The 19511-nt window shown below is 52.9% G+C and carries 18 protein-coding genes and 1 other RNA gene; 5 read left to right on the forward strand and 14 right to left on the reverse strand.

Annotated features, from left to right (window positions below; all coding sequences use genetic code 11):
* Positions 1 to 44: 44 nt before the first annotated feature.
* Together NA624_RS20235 and sdhE are read right to left on the reverse strand one after the other, a co-directional pair.
* A complete protein-coding gene (locus NA624_RS20235) occupies positions 45 to 458 on the reverse strand; it encodes a protein YgfX (RefSeq protein ID WP_000244755.1) in 414 nt (137 codons plus the stop codon).
* A complete protein-coding gene (gene sdhE, locus NA624_RS20240) occupies positions 439 to 705 on the reverse strand; it encodes an FAD assembly factor SdhE (RefSeq protein ID WP_000351186.1) in 267 nt (88 codons plus the stop codon). Before sdhE ends, NA624_RS20235 begins: the two co-directional genes overlap by 20 nt.
* A gap of 249 nt (positions 706 to 954) precedes the next feature.
* Between sdhE and ygfZ the strand changes: the two genes are divergently transcribed.
* Positions 955 to 1935, forward strand: coding sequence for a tRNA-modifying protein YgfZ (ygfZ, locus tag NA624_RS20245; RefSeq protein ID WP_000874169.1), 981 nt, complete (start codon positions 955 to 957; stop codon positions 1933 to 1935).
* Between the two features lie 115 nt (positions 1936 to 2050).
* Here the strand turns inward: ygfZ and trhA are convergent, their stop codons facing one another.
* Both trhA and yqfB read right to left on the reverse strand, forming a co-directional pair.
* Complete coding sequence (gene trhA / locus NA624_RS20250; RefSeq protein WP_000250289.1) at positions 2051 to 2710, reverse strand: PAQR family membrane homeostasis protein TrhA; 660 nt, start codon at positions 2708 to 2710, stop codon at positions 2051 to 2053.
* Between the two features lie 163 nt (positions 2711 to 2873).
* Positions 2874 to 3185 (reverse strand): N(4)-acetylcytidine aminohydrolase, encoded by a 312-nt coding sequence (gene yqfB / locus NA624_RS20255; RefSeq protein WP_001182976.1) that lies wholly within the window; start codon positions 3183 to 3185, stop codon positions 2874 to 2876.
* Positions 3186 to 3343: 158 nt separating this feature from the next.
* On the opposite strand from yqfB, the gene bglA reads away from it, so the two are divergent.
* Positions 3344 to 4777, forward strand: coding sequence for a 6-phospho-beta-glucosidase BglA (gene bglA, locus NA624_RS20260; protein ID WP_001230152.1), 1434 nt, complete (start codon positions 3344 to 3346; stop codon positions 4775 to 4777).
* A 47-nt stretch (positions 4778 to 4824) separates the two neighbouring features.
* Here bglA and NA624_RS20265 read toward each other — a convergent pair whose 3' ends face one another.
* From NA624_RS20265 to NA624_RS20300, 8 genes are all read right to left on the reverse strand, one after another.
* The gene (locus tag NA624_RS20265; protein ID WP_000819365.1) at positions 4825 to 5718 is read right to left on the reverse strand and encodes a transporter; all 894 of its coding nucleotides are present in this window, start codon (positions 5716 to 5718) and stop codon (positions 4825 to 4827) included.
* Between the two features lie 455 nt (positions 5719 to 6173).
* The gene (gcvP, locus tag NA624_RS20270; protein ID WP_000194978.1) at positions 6174 to 9047 is read right to left on the reverse strand and encodes an aminomethyl-transferring glycine dehydrogenase; all 2874 of its coding nucleotides are present in this window, start codon (positions 9045 to 9047) and stop codon (positions 6174 to 6176) included.
* Between the two features lie 162 nt (positions 9048 to 9209).
* Positions 9210 to 9599: a glycine cleavage system protein GcvH gene (gene gcvH / locus NA624_RS20275; RefSeq protein WP_001295377.1), complete on the reverse strand. Its 390-nt coding sequence runs from the start codon at positions 9597 to 9599 to the stop codon at positions 9210 to 9212.
* A 25-nt stretch (positions 9600 to 9624) separates the two neighbouring features.
* Complete coding sequence (gene gcvT / locus NA624_RS20280; protein ID WP_000068738.1) at positions 9625 to 10719, reverse strand: glycine cleavage system aminomethyltransferase GcvT; 1095 nt, start codon at positions 10717 to 10719, stop codon at positions 9625 to 9627.
* Between the two features lie 454 nt (positions 10720 to 11173).
* Positions 11174 to 12376: an FAD-dependent 2-octaprenylphenol hydroxylase gene (ubiI, locus tag NA624_RS20285; protein WP_001192144.1), complete on the reverse strand. Its 1203-nt coding sequence runs from the start codon at positions 12374 to 12376 to the stop codon at positions 11174 to 11176.
* Positions 12377 to 12501: 125 nt separating this feature from the next.
* Positions 12502 to 13680, reverse strand: a complete 1179-nt coding sequence (gene ubiH / locus NA624_RS20290) for a 2-octaprenyl-6-methoxyphenyl hydroxylase (protein WP_000111137.1) — start codon at positions 13678 to 13680, stop codon at positions 12502 to 12504.
* Positions 13677 to 14993, reverse strand: a complete 1317-nt coding sequence (gene pepP / locus NA624_RS20295; RefSeq protein ID WP_000193681.1) for a Xaa-Pro aminopeptidase — start codon at positions 14991 to 14993, stop codon at positions 13677 to 13679. The genes ubiH and pepP overlap by 4 nt, the downstream gene beginning before the upstream one ends.
* Positions 14994 to 15018: 25 nt before the next feature.
* Positions 15019 to 15597, reverse strand: coding sequence for a YecA/YgfB family protein (locus NA624_RS20300; protein WP_000027236.1), 579 nt, complete (start codon positions 15595 to 15597; stop codon positions 15019 to 15021).
* A 166-nt stretch (positions 15598 to 15763) separates the two neighbouring features.
* On the opposite strand from NA624_RS20300, the gene zapA reads away from it, so the two are divergent.
* From zapA to NA624_RS20315, 3 genes are all read left to right on the forward strand, one after another.
* On the forward strand, positions 15764 to 16093 hold the full coding sequence (gene zapA / locus NA624_RS20305) for a cell division protein ZapA (protein WP_001276011.1): 330 nt from the start codon (positions 15764 to 15766) through the stop codon (positions 16091 to 16093).
* Between the two features lie 41 nt (positions 16094 to 16134).
* Positions 16135 to 16318, forward strand: a non-coding RNA gene (gene ssrS, locus NA624_RS20310) — 6S RNA.
* 20 nt (positions 16319 to 16338) lie between these two features.
* Positions 16339 to 16935, forward strand: coding sequence for a 5-formyltetrahydrofolate cyclo-ligase (locus NA624_RS20315; protein ID WP_001528060.1), 597 nt, complete (start codon positions 16339 to 16341; stop codon positions 16933 to 16935).
* A gap of 380 nt (positions 16936 to 17315) precedes the next feature.
* Here the strand turns inward: NA624_RS20315 and serA are convergent, their stop codons facing one another.
* Together serA and rpiA are read right to left on the reverse strand one after the other, a co-directional pair.
* On the reverse strand, positions 17316 to 18548 hold the full coding sequence (gene serA / locus NA624_RS20320; RefSeq protein WP_001151627.1) for a phosphoglycerate dehydrogenase: 1233 nt from the start codon (positions 18546 to 18548) through the stop codon (positions 17316 to 17318).
* 266 nt (positions 18549 to 18814) lie between these two features.
* On the reverse strand, positions 18815 to 19474 hold the full coding sequence (gene rpiA / locus NA624_RS20325; protein ID WP_000189741.1) for a ribose-5-phosphate isomerase RpiA: 660 nt from the start codon (positions 19472 to 19474) through the stop codon (positions 18815 to 18817).
* Positions 19475 to 19511 lie beyond the last annotated feature (37 nt).

The following is a 19511-nucleotide window of genomic DNA, read 5'->3' on the forward strand; positions in this document are numbered from 1 at the left end:
TCGCTGTATTTCCCTCTCGACGGAACCGCGTTTGCGCCGTTCCGTCAGTGTTGGCCCGATATCGGCTGCTGTAACAGTATCCGACGCAACTCACGCCATTCCGCTTCTTCCATGCTATCCGCCGCCAGCCATAAATGCTGATGACGTCCAGACTCTGCGCGTAAACGCAACACCATCCCGCTCTTCAGTAACCAGGGCGGATGCAAGAGCGTCCAGTCCTGCCCCTGCCAGCGTAAGCGCCCGTCCATGAGTAGCTTGATCTCTCCCTGGCAGGTATTAATCCTGCGCTGGCTACGTACACAGTCAAACACGACCAGCGACAGTAGTATCATCCATAACGGGGTATAACTCAGCGGCCAGGGCATCAATAAAATCACCGCGGCAACCAGCCCATGAATGAGCAATGAGATCCACTGAGCGCGCCATGAGACGCGTAAATCAGATTGCCACAGGACCACGTTCCCGATTCCGTGTCTGAATGAGTCGGACCATCTGTTCCAGTTCAGCGTCAGCCGGTTTACCGTGATTCATCAACCAGTTAAATAAATCCGGGTCATCACTCTGCAACAAACGGACAAAAATACGCTTTTCTTCATCACTTAAACTATCGTACTCATGTTCAAAAAACGGCATGATGGAAATATCAAGTTCGCGCATACCGCGACGACATGCCCAGTGAATACGTGCTTTATTGTGAATATCCATGTTCTTCCTGCCTCGCGAAAATGAAGTACCGGGCTATTGTAACGTGTTTTTGGCGTTGTTTTACGGGAATCTAAGTAATCTGGAACGCGATCGCGAAATAAAAGGCTGGGAATCAATACGTTCATCCGTTTTGGATACCGCCTCGCAAAACGATCAATCCGCTCTCAATGGGCTATTTAAAGCACTTGCAATGACCGATGGCTCTTTTACCATTAACCATTATTGTTGCAGCTAACCAGGACATTATTTATGGCTTTTATCTCCTTTCCGCCACGTCATCCTTCATCGTCAGCCCGCCTGCCGCTGACGCTGATCGCGCTTGACGACTGGGCGCTGTCGTCCATTACCGGCGTAGACAGTGAAAAGTATATTCAGGGCCAGGTCACCGCTGACGTAAGCCAGATGACTGAACAGCAACACCTTCTCGCCGCCCACTGCGATGCTAAAGGTAAGATGTGGAGCACTCTGCGCCTGTTCCGTGAGCGCGACGGTTTCGCCTGGATTGAACGCCGTAGCGTGCGTGAAGCGCAATTAACGGAGCTGAAAAAGTACGCCGTATTTTCCAAAGTGGTCATCGCGCCGGATGACGAACGCGTATTGCTTGGCGTGGCAGGTTTTCAGGCCCGCGCGGCGCTGGCTAATGTCTTTAGCGAACTGCCCAATAGTGAAAATCAGGTGGTCAGAGACGGCGCCTCCACGCTGCTATGGTTTGAACATCCTGCGGAACGATTCCTGCTTGTCACTGATGTCGCGACGGCCAACATGTTAACGGAGAAGTTGCATGGCGAAGCCGAACTGAATAATAGTCAACAGTGGCTGGCATTGGATATTGAAGCAGGCATTCCGGTGATTGACGCGGCGAACAGCGGTCAGTTTATCCCCCAGGCGACTAACCTACAGGCGCTGGGCGGCATCAGCTTCAAGAAAGGCTGCTACACCGGGCAAGAGATGGTCGCACGGGCAAAATTCCGCGGCGCCAATAAACGCGCGCTTTGGTTGCTGGCGGGCAAAGCCAGCCGGGTACCGGAAGCAGGAGAAGATCTGGAGCTACAGATGGGCGAGAACTGGCGTCGTACCGGCGCTATTCTGGCGGCGGCACAGTTGGACGATGGTCAGTTACTGGTTCAGGCCGTCATGAATAACGATTTAGAAGCCGAAAGCGTCTTCCGCGTTCGCGACGATGCCAACACCCTGCATATCGTCCCGCTGCCCTACTCGCTGGAAGAGTGATATCACGTTAAAAGCCGGATAGCCTGATAGCGCAACGCCATCAGGCTCGCACGTGCTATTCTCGTAGGCCGGATAAGGTGCGACAGCGCCGCCATCCGGCACGGGCATCCGGGAATTACGCCTGTCCCACATACAAATAGATGGCCAGGAAGTGGCACACGCTGCCACCCAGCACAAAGCCATGCCAGATGGCGTGGTTATAAGGTATGCGTTTGCAAACATAGAAAATTACGCCCAGCGAGTAAACGACGCCACCTACCGCCAGCAGCGTCACGCCGCCTATCGCCAGCTTAATCGCCAACTGATAAACCACTATCAGCGACAGCCAGCCCATTGCCAGATACGTAACCAGTGAAAGCACTTTAAATCGGTGCGCAATCGTCAACTTGAAGAGGATACCGAATAGCGCCAGGCTCCAGATCACAATCATTAGTCCGCGCGCCAGCGGCGAATCCAGACCTACCAGCAGAAATGGCGTATAGGTTCCGGCAATGAGCAGATAGATAGCGCAGTGATCAAATTTCTTTAACCAGATTTTTGCCCGCTGATGAGGAATGGCATGATAAAGCGTTGAGGCAAGAAAAAGCAGGATCATGCTCCCGCCATATAAACTGTAGCTGGCGATAGCCGTCATACCCGCATTCGCCTCTACCGCCTGAACCAACAACAGCACCAGGCCGACAATACCAAATACCAATCCAATGCCGTGGCTAATACTGTTGGCGATTTCCTCAGCCAGCGAATATCCCTGCGTCATTAATGGTTTTTGCACCATAACTTACTCCGGAGAAACGTTCATAACGATGAACTGCGCCTCTAGCGTAACTGAGAATGGTTCCAGTGAACACATGTTAGCTAAAATAAATTCGCAAAATTAAATTTTGTTTATTATTCAATAAGTTAATTACAAAAACTCAACTAACACGCGTTCATGTTTATCAAAGGCATTTAAAATCAATCACATAAAATTGCGTCTGGTTGGGATAGATTTCAGCAATGACCCGTTTCAGCTCATCAAGCGACATATTTTCCTGTTGCGCATGTTTTTCGTTCAGCGTATCCAGCGTCACAGTTGACGTTCCTGTCACTTCGATTGTGCAAAAATAGCCATCATCTTCGAACCGCCCCACGCGTAGCACATCGCCTGCTTTAAAGTGGGACTCGGAGGCATCACGAATAGTGATGGTTTTACGCCCTGCCAGAATGTCATTCTGGAAACGTTGAAAGAAAGTAATGTCATTTGGCTGCATGTGGTTATCCCCCTGAATATGGCCCCTTGAAGTGGATGTTACGATCTGAATGTGTTCTTGCCCCGACACGCGAGCACCCTGGAATTTTGCGTACGCTTTACATGTCATTTGGTGCAGAATGAATGATAACAGACTAAATAAATTGAGATTATGCAACAATGAGAAAACTCACCCTGCCAAAAGATTTTTTATGGGGCGGCGCGGTTGCTGCACACCAGGTTGAAGGCGGCTGGAATAAAGGCGGTAAAGGCCCCAGCATCTGCGACGTGCTAACCGGCGGCGCACACGGCGTGCCACGCGAAATTACCCAGAATGTCGTTGCTGGCAAATACTATCCGAACCACGAGGCGGTGGATTTTTACGGACATTACAAAGAAGACATCCGTCTTTTCGCCGAAATGGGGTTCAAATGCTTCCGTACCTCTATTGCCTGGACGCGTATCTTCCCGAATGGCGACGAATCCCAGCCAAACGAGGCCGGTCTGAAATTCTACGACGACATGTTTGATGAATTGCTCAAATACAACATCGAACCGGTCATCACCCTTTCCCACTTTGAAATGCCGTTACATCTGGTCCAGCACTACGGCGGCTGGACCAATCGTAAAGTCGTTGATTTCTTTGTCCGTTTTGCTGAAGTCGTGTTTGAACGCTACAAGCATAAGGTCAAATACTGGATGACCTTCAACGAAATTAACAACCAGCGAAACTGGCGCGCGCCGCTGTTTGGCTACTGCTGTTCCGGCGTGGTGTATACCGAGCATGAGAATCCAGAAGAAACCATGTATCAGGTCTTACATCATCAGTTTGTCGCCAGCGCCCTGGCGGTGAAAGCGGCACGTCGTATTAATCCACAGATGAAAGTTGGCTGTATGCTGGCGATGGTCGCGCTGTATCCCTTCTCCTGCAAACCAGAAGATGTGATGTTTGCTCAGGAATCGATGCGTGAACGCTACGTCTTTACCGATGTACAGCTGCGCGGCTATTACCCGTCCTATGTGTTGAACGAGTGGGAGCGCCGCGGATTTAACATCAAAATAGAAGATGGCGATCTTGAAGTGCTGCGCGAAGGCACCTGCGATTATCTTGGTTTCAGTTATTACATGACCAACGCGGTCAAAGCCGAAGGCGGTAGCGGCGATGCGATTTCCGGTTTTGAAGGCAGCGTACCGAACCCCTATGTTAAAGCATCTGACTGGGGCTGGCAGATTGACCCGGTGGGCCTGCGTTATTCATTGTGTGAACTGTACGAACGCTATCAAAAGCCGCTGTTTATTGTCGAAAACGGTTTTGGTGCTTACGACAAAGTAGAAGAAGATGGCAGCATCAACGACGACTATCGCATTGACTACCTGCGCGCCCATATTGAAGAGATGAAAAAAGCGGTGACTTACGATGGTGTCGACCTGATGGGCTACACGCCGTGGGGCTGCATCGACTGCGTGTCGTTCACCACCGGGCAGTACAGCAAGCGCTACGGCTTTATCTACGTGAACAAGCACGATGACGGTACGGGCGATATGTCGCGTTCGCGTAAGAAGAGCTTCAACTGGTACAAAGAGGTGATTGCCAGCAACGGCGAGAAGCTTTAACTCCTGCACGTTACCCGCCAGTCGGCGGGTAACACTTTGAACGAGTCTTACCAGGTCTTACCTATTTTAAATTCCCAGCGTACATCTTCCATTTTGGTTGGCGACTTCGCTTCCTGCATTACCGGGAAGAAGGCTCCGGCACCAAACCATAATTTCAGTGAATCGACGGCAATATTAAATGACGGACCAACAACCCATTCGGTAGTTCCAGAATGGTTATTAATTACGCTGCCATTAGACAGTTTTTTCGTTCCAGAGGCATTATTGCTGTAGGCACTTTCCAGACCAAGATCCAGCGGTAAATCGCTAAACATATACCGCACCTGGGTATTCCACTGGAATTCGTTACCTCGTTTCACGTCCTGGTTACCGCGCTCAAATGGTCCCTGATATACAAAACCCATATCCCCTTTAATGTTAGGAGTAAATAATTTTGTTAAAGTGAGTGTTACTCTTCCTCCCCAGGCGCTATTCCCAGGCAAATGATTATCTCCATCTTGCCCGGTGGGTAGTAATAATGCCCCACCTACCGTAACCCAAAACGGATCACCTCTTCGCTGGCTCATTAAAGCATAATTGACCCCCACCGATTGGTCGCCCATTCCCTCTATGTGCTCAGGAGACAGATTGTCTCGTTTGTTATTGATATAGGAACCCACAGTTGATAATTCCAGTCTGTCGGTCAAACCGTAACGAATCTTCAATAACCATATCTGGGAGTAAACATCCGGACTTCCGTGCCCCTCGATTTGATGATCTTTATCGCGAAATGAGCTATTCACGGCGGTTAATAACTTTCCTTCCGGCAATACTGAACCACCAGAAATAGCGGTATTAACAGGTGCACCTAATAGATTACTGGGATTATTTTCTCCGTCAGCTGCCATTGCATTCATTAATATAAAACATGTCATTAATGGCAGAAATATAAATCGTTTCATTATTCCCTCCAGGTATAAAAAACAAAGCACTAAGTTAATAAATATTTACGTTATTTATGGTTATTTTTAATTTATAATTTAAATTAATAACTTGATGGATTTAATATACGGAAATTTTTGTAACTATATTGAGAGGTAAATAACGATTCCGGAGAGAAACTATTTGTAATCAAATGTAAATACACCGTGTTATTTTGATTAAATAACAGCAAGATAAAAATGATGCACAATGAATCATTAGACTCTAAAAAACCGGTAATTTAATTCTGGCTAATACACTGATACAAACGCCAGGTTACCTGACAGGAGCCAACGATTTACTGTAATATATTGAATTAGTAACACTTTGTAGCCTGAATAAGGCACTCACACTGCATCCGACATCAACAAAGCGCACTTTATTAACAAGCTGAAAAGGCGCCGAAGCGCCTTTAGAAGACAGTCGAATCAGTAAATTACTGGTAGTCGCTAATCGGTACGCAGGAGCAGAACAGGTTACGGTCGCCATAAACATCATCCAGACGTTTCACCGTCGGCCAGTATTTGTCTGCCACGCCTGCCGGGAATACGGCAACTTCACGGCTGTACGGATGCGCCCACTCGGCGACCAGTTCGTTCTGAATGTGCGGCGCGTTCACCAGCGGGTTATCTTCCAGCGGCCAGACACCGGCTTTCACCTGGTCAATCTCTGCGCGGATAGCCAGCATCGCATCGATAAAGCGATCCAGCTCGGCCTTACCTTCAGATTCCGTCGGCTCTACCATCAGCGTGCCCGCCACCGGGAACGACATGGTTGGCGCATGGAAACCGTAGTCGATCAGACGCTTGGCAATATCCAGCTCGCTGATGCCGGTTTCTTCTTTCAATGGGCGAATATCAAGAATACATTCGTGCGCCACACGGCCATCGCGACCGGTATACAGTACCGGGTACGCGTCTTTCAGACGGCTGGCAATGTAGTTAGCGTTAAGAATCGCGACCTGGCTTGCCTGCTTCAGGCCTTCTGCGCCCATCATGCGGATGTACATCCAGCTGATTGGCAGGATAGAGGCACTACCGAACGGCGCGGCAGACACCGCACCCTGACGGGTGAGCATCCCTTCGATTTGCACCACGCTATGACCAGGTACAAACGGTGCCAGATGCGCTTTCACGCCGATCGGTCCCATGCCTGGGCCGCCGCCGCCGTGCGGAATGCAAAAAGTTTTATGCAGGTTAAGATGCGAAACGTCCGCGCCAATAAAGCCCGGTGAGGTGATGCCGACCTGGGCGTTCATGTTCGCGCCGTCAAGGTAAACCTGACCGCCGAACTGGTGCACAACTTCACACACTTCACGGATCGTTTCTTCATAGACGCCGTGGGTGGACGGATAGGTCACCATGATGCAAGAGAGGTTCGCAGCATGTTGTTCTGCTTTTGCTCGCAGATCGTCCAGGTCGATGTTGCCGTTCTTATCACACGCCACAACCACCACCTGCATTCCTGCCATATGTGCAGAAGCAGGGTTAGTGCCGTGAGCAGAGGCCGGAATCAGGCAGATATCGCGATGCCCTTCGTTGCGGCTTTCGTGATAGTGACGAATCGCCAGCAGCCCCGCGTATTCCCCCTGTGCGCCGGAGTTAGGCTGCATACAGACGGCGTCGTACCCGGTGAGTTTCACCAGCCAGTCAGAAAGCTGGCTAATCATCTGATGATATCCTTCCGCCTGTTCCGGCGGGCAGAACGGATGCAGTTCAGCGAATTCCGGCCAGGTGATAGGAATCATCTCGGCGGCGGCGTTCAGCTTCATGGTACAGGAACCCAGCGGGATCATCGTCTGGTTCAGCGCCAGATCTTTACGCTCCAGCGAGTGCATATAGCGCATCATCTCGGTTTCGCTGTGGTAACGGTTAAATACCGGATGCGTCAGAATCGCATCGTCACGCAGCATACTTTGCTGAATGGAACGGCTATCAAGCGCCACGTCTTTATCCAGTGTTTCAATGTTCAGACCGTGGCTGTCGCCCAGCAAAACATTGAACAACTGCGCCACATTCTCACGGGTGGTGGTTTCATCGAGCGTAATACCCACCGCGTTATGAATATCGCTGCGCAGATTGATCTCTGCCGCTTCCGCACGCGACAGTACCGCAGCTTTATCAGCCACTTCCACACACAGGGTGTCGAAGTAGTGCGCATGACGCAGCTTTAAGCCTTTCTGTTGCAGACCTGCCGCCAGAATATCGGTCAGGCGGTGGATACGATTAGCGATGCGCTTCAGACCGACCGGACCATGATAAACGGCATACAGGCTGGCGATGTTAGCCAGCAGTACCTGCGAGGTACAAATGTTGGAGTTCGCTTTCTCACGACGGATATGCTGCTCGCGAGTCTGCATCGCCATGCGCAGTGCGGTATTGCCCGCCGCATCTTTTGAGACGCCGATAATACGGCCTGGCATGGAACGTTTAAATTCGTCTTTGGCGGCAAAGAACGCCGCGTGCGGGCCACCGTACCCCATCGGTACGCCGAAGCGTTGCGCAGAGCCGAAAACAATGTCCGCGCCCTGTTTGCCCGGAGCCGTCAGCAGCACCAGCGCCATAAAATCGGCGGCGACGCTGACCACAACTTTACGGGATTTCAGCTCAGTAATCAGTGCGCTGTAGTCGTGAATTTCACCTGTGGTGCCTACCTGTTGTAACAGCACGCCAAACACATCCTGGTGATCCAGTGCTTTCGCCGCGTCATCTACAATGACGTCAAAGCCAAAGGTTTCGGCACGCGTACGCACGACGTCCAGAGTTTGCGGATGGACATCAGAGGCGACAAAGAAACGGTTGGCATTTTTCAGTTTGCTGACGCGCTTTGCCATCGCCATCGCTTCAGCGGCGGCGGTCGCTTCATCCAGCAGCGAGGCGGAAGCCATGTCCAGTCCGGTCAGATCCAGCGTCACCTGTTGGAAGTTGAGCAGCGCTTCCAGACGCCCCTGAGAGACTTCCGGCTGATAAGGGGTGTAGGCGGTATACCAGCCTGGATTTTCCAGCATGTTGCGCAGGATAACCGGCGGTAGCTGCACGGCTGTGTAGCCCATGCCAATGTAGGACGTGAAGCGCTTGTTACGCCCGGCGATGGCTTTTAATTCCGCCAGTGCGGCATATTCGGTTGCCGCCTCGCCAACCTGCGGCGGAGTCGCGAGCTGAATGTCTTTCGGCACAATCTGACCTGTCAGCGCGTTTAACGACTCGGCGCCAACCGCATTCAGCATCTCTTGCTGCTGCGCGGCGTCCGGTCCGATGTGGCGTTCAATGAAAGCGCCGCGGTTTTCAAGCTGGCTTAACGTCTGTGTCATGGGCGATGGTTCCTGAAACGTGCAGTGAATCGTAGGTGTCTCTAACTCAATTGCCCGGTGGCGCTGACGCTTACCGGGCCTACGCGTGCGAAAACGAATACGCAAAATCATTCGCGTTGCAGTGAGTAGGCCGGATAAGCATTAGCGCCATCCGGCACAACATTATTCGTCTTCTAACAATGCCTCATACGCGGTGGCATCCAGCAGCGATTCAAGTTCGCTTTCATCGCTGGCTTTGATTTTAAAGATCCAGCCACCGGCATACGGTTCGCTGTTCACCAGCTCCGGGGAGTCGCTCAGCGCATCGTTTACCGCCACGATCTCGCCGCTTACCGGCGCATAAATGTCGGACGCCGCTTTTACGGACTCCGCCACGGCGCAGTCGTCGCCCGCGCTTACGGTCGCGCCGACTTCCGGCAGATCAACAAAAACCATATCGCCCAACAGCTCCTGAGCGTGTTCAGTAATGCCAACGGTGTAAGTGCCATCCGCTTCTTTACGCAGCCATTCGTGTTCTTTGCTGTATTTCAGTTCTGCGGGTACGTTGCTCATCAATTAATCTCCAAAAAAGGATGAATCACGCGACGGCTTTGCCGTTACGCACAAAAACAGGTTTAGTCACTTTTACCGGCATTTCACGGTTACGAATTTGTACAATCGCCGTCTCGCCGATGCCCGCCGGAACGCGCGCCAGCGCAATGCTGTAGCCCAACGTTGGGGAAAACGTCCCGCTGGTGATAATGCCTTCTTGCTGATTGCCCTGCGCATCGGTAAAACGCACCGGCAGTTCATTACGCAATACACCTTTCTCGGTCATCACCAGACCGACAAGCTGCTCATGGCCTTTTTCACGCTGCATCTCCAGCGCCTCACGGCCAATAAAGTCGCGGTCAGCAGGTTCCCAGGCGATAGTCCATCCCATATTAGCCGCCAGCGGAGAGATACCTTCATCCATCTCCTGACCGTACAGGTTCATGCCTGCTTCCAGACGCAGCGTGTCGCGCGCGCCAAGACCGCACGGCTTCACGCCCGCCTCCACCAGCGCACGCCAGAAATCCGCCGCTTTTTCATTCGGCATGGCGATTTCATAGCCCGCTTCGCCGGTATAACCGGTGGTGGCGATAAACAAATCACCCGCCTGTACGCCGAAGAACGGCTTCATACCTTCTACTGCATGGCGCTGTTGGTCAGTAAACAGAGTCGCCGCTTTTTCCTGCGCATTCGGCCCCTGTACCGCAATCAGCGACAGGTCGTCACGAACGGTGATGTCGATGGCATAAGGTTCAGCATGTTGGGTAATCCAGGAGAGGTCTTTTTCGCGGGTGGCGGAGTTAACAACGAGACGGAAGAAATCTTCAGTGAAGTAGTAGACGATAAGGTCATCAATCACGCCGCCCGATGCGTTAAGCATACCGGAGTAGAGGGCTTTACCCGTCTTCGTTAGCTTCGCGACGTCGTTTGCCAGCAGATAACGTAGAAACTCTCGTGTACGGCTACCATGAAGATCGACAATGGTCATATGCGATACATCAAACATCCCGGCATCGGTGCGCACAGCGTGGTGTTCATCAAGCTGAGAGCCGTAATGCAGGGGCATCATCCAGCCATGAAAATCGACCATGCGGGCGCCGCATAGCGTGTGTTGTTCGTACAAAGGCGTCTGTTGGGCCATCTTTTCCTCGTTGAATTAGCGGGGGCTAACAACCATTTTCATGGGAAATCTTCGCCACGAAACCTGGCATCGACGCCCTTTTTCCTGCGCCGACGCAAACGTTCTCTTGCTCCTGAACTTACCACCGAACCAGGCGCTAAACCATAAGGCTGAATTTACCATCACATTAGCTTATGACTAAAAAACGCTAAAATCCCATCAGCACAAAAAACCACTATTACGCTAAATACTCGTCATAAAAAGGAAGCTGATACGATTTACCACAACATAAATTAATATTAAATGCGGAAAAAATGTCGAAAATCGCGTTCGCCAAAAATAGTGGCATTAGAAAATATAATGCGAAATAAGCGGTGAAATTAGATTATTTCAAACGAGGAAAGCCCCCCGGCGCGATAGCCGGGAAAGCAAAGTGTGACGGGTTTCAAACTCTTGCTGGCGTGCAGTCAGACGCTTAACGAAGCCATTGCGGAAGGTCGTTTAGCCCCATTGCCTGGCGAAGCAGTTGGGGTTTGACGCCGGGGAGCGTATCCGCCAGTTTCAGTCCGATGTCGCGCAACAATTTTTTTGCCGGGTTTTCGCCGGCAAACAGGTCACGAAAACCTTGCATCCCGGCAAGCATCATCGCCGCGCTATGTTTACGGCTACGCTCATAACGACGAAGATAAAGATGTTGACCAATGTCTTTGCCCTGACGCTGAAGCCGGCGCAGATCGTCCACCAGTTCGGCCGCGTCCATAAAGCCGAGGTTGACGCCTTGCCCTGCCAGCGGATGGATGGTGTGCGCGGCATCGCCGACCAACGCCAGACGATGCGCGGCAAACTGGCGAGCATAGCGGCCCGTCAGCGGAAAAACCTGCCGTTCGCTTTCCAGGCGGCATAAGCCCAGCCGATTATCGAAGGCGATAGTCAACGCCTGGTTAAACGCCTCGTCGCCGCTCTGTTGCATACGCTCCGCATCCTGCGGAGAAAGCGACCAGACAATGGAACACAGATGCGGATCGCTTAACGGCAAAAACGCCAGAATACCTTCACCATGAAACACCTGGCGAGCAACCGCGCCGTGCGGCTCTTCGGTGCGGATAGTCGCTACCAGCGCATGGTGACGGTAGTCCCAGAAAGTTAAGGGAATATCCGCTTTGTTACGCAGCCAGGAGTTGGCGCCATCCGCGGCAATCACCAGACGCGCGGTTAACATCGCGCCGTCTTTTAAAGTCAGGAAGGCGTCGTTTTCCCCCCAGGCGACCTGCTGTAATTCCGCTGGCGCCATTAAGGTGATATCCGCCGCTTGCTGCGCTTTTTGCCACAGTGCATAGTGAATGACGCTGTTTTCAACAATATGCCCCAGATGGCTATATCCCATGCTTGCGTCATCAAACGTAATACGGCCAAAGCTGTCTTTATCCCAGACTTCCATACCGTGGTAGCAACTTGCCCGTCGCGCCACAATGTTTGACCATACGCCAAGACGGGTAAGCAGTTTTTCGCTGGCGGCATTAATCGCCGACACCCGAAGCTGAGGCGGCGCATCGTTCGCCAACGGCTGGGGGACTACGTGATCCAGTACCGCAACGCGCAAACCGCTCCCCTGCAAGCCGCAGGCAACAGCCAGTCCCACCATGCCTCCGCCAACTATTGCTACATCAACACTTTGCACTATTTACTCCTGGAAACCGGAACAATCAAAACCGTAGGCCGGATAAGGCGAAGCTGCCATCCGGCATTTTTACGAACACGATGCCGGATGGCGGCATAAATGCCTTATCCGGCCTACAGATCTGCTTAACGCGCAACCCAACCTAAGGTCCGCTGTGCCAGCGCATCGCGCGCAGGCGGTAATAACTCCATCGCCATTAAACCGATATTGCGCCCAATAACCAGCGGCGCCCAACGATTTGCAAACAGATGGACCAGACCGTTCGTTACGCCAATCGTCGTATCCCGGTCAACCTGACGACGCTGCTGATAGCGCGATAACACGTGCCAGGCGCCAATATCCTCGCCCGCGTCCTGTGCCGCGACCAGCGTTTCCGCCAGGCTCATGACATCACGCAGACCGAGATTAAACCCTTGTCCGGCGATAGGATGCAACGTCTGCGCCGCATTGCCGACCACGACAGTCCGGTGAGTAAACACTTTTGCCGCCGTAGTAAGGGCAAGCGGATACGCGCTGCGCTTACCGGCCTGAGTAATTCGCCCCAGCCGCCAGCCAAACGCGGCCTGCAACGCATGACAGAACTGCGCGTCGGACCAGCTCAGCACCTCATCGCGCTGGTCGAGCGGGTGACACCAAACCAGCGAACATCGGTCATGCGACATCGGCAACATCGCCAGCGGGCCATTGGGAGTAAAACGTTCAAAGGCGCGTCCCTGATGCGGGATCGCGGTCGCGACATTCGCTATCACCGCTAACTGTTCGTAAGGCTCCTGATGCCAGTCAACGCCGCAGGCTGACGCCAGCGCGGAGTGGGTACCGTTAGCCGCCACCAGCACGCTGCCAGCTATCACATTGCCATTTTCCAGTGTGACGTTAACCTGCTGTTGGGTACGCGACACGCTGGCTACGCGCTCCGGGCAGTGCAGCGTAACGCCTGGCGCTTTACGCAAGAGCGCAAACAGACGCAGCCCGATATCATGCAGCTCCGCAACGTGACCCAACGCTGCCAGACTGTAGTCCTGCGCGTCGAGAGTCACAAATCCGGCATGGCCGCGATCGCTGACGTGTACGGTGTTGATTGCCGTTGCGCAATCGGAAATCGCCTGCCAGACGCCAATTCGCGCCAGTTGCTGGCAAGTGCCCGCCGCCAGCGCAATCGCTCTGGCGTCAAAGCCGGGATGGCCGTCGGCTTCAGGCGCTTTCGCTTCAATCAGGTGTACCGGCAACGTCCCATGACTGAACTGAGAGATGGCCAGCGCCAGCGTCGCGCCTGCCATGCCGCCGCCAACGATAATGACGCTCATTGCTGCCGCGCCGCCGCCATTAATGCCTCAATGTCATCCGCCTTCTTCACAACGCCAGCGGTCAGGTTTTCATTACCGGTTTCGGTAATGACAATGTCATCTTCAATTCGAACGCCAATGCCGCGATACGCTTCCGGCACGTCGGCATCCGGCGCGATATAGAGGCCTGGCTCTACGGTCAGCACCATGCCCGGCTCCAGGATGCGGGAGCGATCCGGCCCATAAACGCCGACATCATGAACATCCAGCCCCAGCCAGTGGCTCAAGCCATGCATAAAGAAAGGACGATGCGCATTTTCGGCAATCAGTTGATCAACCTCTCCTTGCAAAATCCCCAGCTTCACCAGCCCGGTTATCATGATGCGCACGACTTCGCCGGTCACCTCCTGAATAGAGGTGCCAGGACGGAACAGTCGCAGGCTGGTCTCCAGCGATTCCAGAACGATGTCATAAATTTCACGCTGAGCTGGCGTGAATTTCCCGTTCACCGGGAAAGTACGCGTGATGTCGCCCGCGTAACCTTTATATTCACAGCCCGCGTCGATAAGCACTAAATCGCCGTCGCGCATTTCACTTTCGTTTTCAGTGTAATGCAGGATACAGCCATTTTCGCCGCTGCCGACAATGGTGTTATAGGAGGGATAGCGCGCGCCGTGGCGATTAAATTCGTGGTGAATTTCACCCTCCAACTGATACTCAAACATCCCCGGACGGCATTTTTCCATCGCGCGGATATGCGCCAGCGCGCTAATTTCCCCGGCACGGCGCAGGACAGCAATCTCTTCCGGCGATTTGAACAGGCGCATCTCATGGACGATCGGTCGCCAGTCAGTCATGGTGGCCGGCGCGGTCAGATTCTGGCGGGAGCCTTTACGCAGCTTCTCCAGCGCAGCCAGAACAATCTCGTCGGCATACGCATATTCGCCCTGCGCGTGGTACACCACATCCAGACCATTAAGCAACTGAAAGAGTTGCTGGTTGATTTCGCTAAACGCCAGCGCCCGGTCAACACCCAGTTTTTCCGGCGCGGCATCCTGTCCTAAACGGCGACCAAACCAGATTTCCGCCGTCAGGTCGCGAACGCGGTTGAACAAAACGCTGTGGTTGTGGGTGTCATCACTCTTAATCAGTACCAGCACGGCTTCCGGTTCGTTAAAACCGGTGAAATACCAGAAGTCGCTACTCTGGCGATACGGATATTCACTGTCTGCGCTGCGCGTCGCCTCCGGCGCGGCAAAGATCAGCGCGGCGCTGCCGGGCTGCATTTGCGCCAGTAATGCCTGGCGACGGCGTTGGTATTCCTGCTGAGTCATGACATGGCCTCCATTTCGTTTTTTCTTAGTGTAGCGTCGGTTTACGCACTTCCGGCGCGGTCGGCTGTTGGCGCGTGAAAGTGTCATGACATAACAGCGCCGCAACACGGACATATTCGATGATCTCTTCGAGCGACATCTCCAGCTCTTCCTGATCTTCGCTCTCATCATAACCAAGCTGCGCAATATTACGCAGGTCGTCAATCGCTTCACCCGTTTCGCCGGTGACTTTATCAAGTTTAGGCTGCGTTACGCCGAGGCCAAGCAAAAAGTGGTTAACCCACCCGGCTAATGCATCAGCGCGATCGAATACGCTGACATCGTCGCCTTCAGGCAGATAAAGCTGAAAAAGAAAGCCGTCGTCTTCCAGCGCGTCGCTGGTCGCCGCGTGCATTTTGCGCAGCGCCTGAGCAAGCTCATGCCCGAAGGCCAGACCTTCGTTCGTCAGGTCGTGCAACAGCGGCTGCCATGAGCTGTCGTTGTTGCCGCCGCAAATCATCCCGCTGATTAAACCATGCATTTCAGCCGGGGTCAGACCGGCCCCTTGTTGATTCAAAAACCGGTTCATTTCGTTGTAACCAGGCATTTCGTTCTGTATAGACATAAGCATTCGTCATCAAAGGGAGGATATTCATGATATGCTACCACTTTGGACCCTGGTGAACCAGAAAAGGGCTTGTATCTTCACACCAGGGTAGCTATAGTGTCGCCCCTTCGCGGACCTTGGGTCTGGAGACGAAGGCAGCGCAGTCAATCAGCAGGAAGGTGGCATGTCTGCACAACCCGTCGATATCCAAATATTTGGCCGTTCACTGCGAGTGAATTGCCCGCCTGACCAAAGGGATGCGTTGAATCAGGCTGCGGACGATCTGAATCAGCGGTTGCAAGATCTGAAAGTTCGCACTAGAGTCACAAATACTGAGCAGTTGGTTTTCATTGCCGCATTGAATATCAGCTATGAGTTAACTCAGGAAAAAGCGAAGACCCGCGATTACGCGGCGAGCATGGAACAACGTATTCGGATGCTACAACAGACCATCGAACAGGCGTTGCTTGATCAAGGTCGCATAACCGAAAAAACGGGCCAAAACTTTGAATAACACTTTTCGCTTTACTATGGTAAAGTGATTGTGAAAACAGAATTTCTCTGAGATGTTTGCAAGCGGGCCAGTCCCCTGAGCCGATATTTCATACCACAAGAATGTGGCGCTCCGCGGTTGGTGAGCATGCTCGGTTCGTCCGAGAAGCCTTAAAACTGTGACGACACATTCACCTTGAACCAAGGGTTCAAGGGTTACAGCCTGCGGCGGCATCTCGGAGATTCCCCTTCTGACTGGCAACAGCCATGACGCAACTTCCCGAACTCTCTTTATCACGACAAGAAATCCGCCGAATGATTCGGCAACGTCGCCGTGCGCTAACGCCAGAGCAGCAACGCCGCTTTGGTCAACAGGCCGCCGCCCGAATGCTCAGCTTTCCTCCCGTCGTGATGGCGCACACTGTCGCCGTGTTTCTCTCCTTTGATGGCGAACTCGACACCCAGCCGCTGATAGAACAGCTATGGCAAGCGGGCAAGCGCGTCTACCTTCCGGTTCTTCATCCCTTCAGCCCTGGCAACCTCCTGTTCCTGCACTATCATCCGCAGAGTGCACTGGTGACCAACCGCTTAAAGATCCGGGAGCCACGGCTTGATGTCCGCGACGTATTGCCGCTGGCAAAGCTGGATGTGCTGGTAACGCCGTTAGTGGCGTTTGACGAAGGCGGGCAGCGCCTGGGGATGGGCGGCGGATTTTATGACCGTACGTTGCAAAACTGGCAGCAGCATAAGATCCTACCTGTGGGCTACGCGCATGATTGCCAGTTAGTGGAAAAGCTGCCGGTTGAAGAGTGGGATATCCCGCTGCCTGCGGTGGTGACGCCGTCCAAAATTTGGGAGTGGTAGCCGTGTTTTGTCGATTGACAGCGTCGCTTTTTTGACCTAAATTTCTCGGTGAAGGGTGAGGGAGGCGAACCTCCCTCCTGCGTACTCACTGTTAATATGCTGGGCAAGCGATGATTAACAGGATCAGCAGCATGATGACGTATCTCATCATCGTCCCTTTCCTTTTTAGAGCCCCTGCCTCGGTAGGGGCTTTCCCGTTTCAGCGCTATGCTGAGCCCTTATCGTAAATTCCTTTTATTGCTGTACAACACGCAACGCTGCCTTTAATTACCAATTGCGGCAAGGCTCGAAAACAGAATGTATGCGTTACACGAAGAGATGTTGAGGCAGGGAAACCAGAGAAAGGATGGGCAGGTCATCTCCTGCCCATTTAGAGGAAATTAGTACAGCAGACGGGCGCGAATGGTGCCCGGAATCGCCTTCATCGCCAGCAGCGCTTTCTCCGCCACATCGCCATCGGCTTCTATATCAATTACCACATACCCCATTCGGGCGGAGGTTTGCAGATACTGCGCGGCAATGTTAACGCCCTGCTCGGCAAAGATCTGGTTAAGCGCGGTCAATACACCTGGGCGGTTTTCGTGGATGTGCATCAGGCGACGACCACCGTGCAGCGGCAGCGACACTTCCGGGAAGTTCACGGCGGAAAGCGTCGAGCCGTTATCCGAATACTTAATCAGTTTTCCTGCAACTTCCAGACCGATGTTTTCTTGCGCCTCCTGCGTCGAGCCGCCGATATGCGGCGTCAGGATCACGTTATCGAATTCGCACAGCGGAGAGGTAAACGGATCGCTATTAGTGGCCGGTTCCGTCGGGAAGACGTCGATAGCCGCCCCCGCCAGATGTTTCGTCGCCAGCGCGTCGCACAAAGCCGGGATATCCACTACCGTACCGCGCGCGGCGTTAATCAGCAGCGAACCCGGCTTCATCAGGGCAATCTCTTTAGCACCCATCATGTTTTTGGTGGAGGCGTTTTCAGGTACGTGCAGACTGACCACATCGCTCATATTCAGCAATTCAGACAGGTGCTGCACCTGAGTTGCGTTACCAAGCGGCAGTTTATTTTCAATATCATAGAAATAGACATGCATCCCCAGCGATTCCGCCAGAATGCCCAACTGCGTTCCGATATGGCCGTAACCGATAATACCAAGCTTTTTACCGCGCGCTTCGAACGATCCCGCCGCCAGTTTATTCCATACGCCGCGGTGCGCTTTGGCGTTCGCTTCCGGCACGCCGCGCAGCAGCAGCAATAGCTCGCCAATCACCAGCTCCGCCACAGAACGGGTATTCGAGAATGGCGCGTTAAAGACCGGAATGCCGCGTTTTGCCGCCGCATTTAAATCCACCTGGTTGGTGCCGATGCAAAAACAGCCAATCGCCACCAGCTTCTCTGCGGCGTTAATCACTTCTTCTGTCAGATGAGTACGGGATCGCAGACCGATGAAGTGGGCATCGCGGATGGACGCTTTCAACTGTTCAGCGTCCAGCGCGCCCTTGTGATATTCAATGTTGGTGTAACCTGCCGCACGAAGGCTTTCCAGCGCCTTTTGATGCACCCCTTCAACCAGCAGAAATTTAATTTTATCTTTCTCCAGCGATACCTTTGCCATTTCCCCGATCCTGTCTTTTTTTGCCATCTGATGTTGTGTGTGGATTTGCATCCGTCCTTCAACATATCAAAAAAAATTATCACGGCAATATGAACGTTTGCGCCAGCGTCGTGAAGGAATCGCATACAGCGGGAAATAGCAGATGAAAATACCGGGAATAACTTTTTCTTTGGAGGGATCGGCAGGGCAAACGATTAAACGTGATACATGTCACCAAATTTGCCCTGACCGAATTTTTTACGCGGCAGGAAATACGCCTGGCGGGATCATTTTACGATGGTTTTCACCCCGTCCGGCGTGCCGATCAGTGCGACATCGGCGCCACGGTTGGCGAACAACCCTACGGTCACGACGCCCGGAATCGCGTTAATGGCGTTTTCCAGCGCGATGGGATCAAGGATTTCCATACCATAAACATCCAGAATCACGTTGCCGTTATCCGTGACCACGTTCTGACGGTACTCCGGACGCCCGCCCAGCTTCACCAGTTGACGAGCGACCGCGCTGCGCGCCATCGGAATCACTTCGACCGGCAACGGGAATTTGCCAAGAATATCTACCTGCTTAGAGGCATCCGCAATGCAGATAAATTTCTCCGCCACGGAAGCAATAATTTTCTCACGGGTTAATGCCGCGCCGCCGCCTTTGATCATCTGCATATGACCGTTGATTTCGTCCGCGCCATCGACATAGATACCCAGGCTATCCACTTCGTTGAGATCAAACACATGAATACCGAGGCCTTTGAGTTTTTCAGTCGAGGCGTCCGAGCTGGAGACCGCGCCTTCAATCTGGCCTTTCATTGTGCCCAGCGCATCAATAAAGTGTGCGGCCGTTGAGCCTGTACCAACGCCCACAATGGTGCCGGGCTGTACATACTGAAGTGCCGCCCATCCTACCGCTTTTTTCAGTTCATCCTGCGTCATAGATCGTTTCGCCTGTGGTGTGAAAATACAGCCGCAT

The organism is Salmonella sp. NW38 (assembly GCF_051807745.1).
Lineage (GTDB): Bacteria > Pseudomonadota > Gammaproteobacteria > Enterobacterales > Enterobacteriaceae > Salmonella > Salmonella enterica.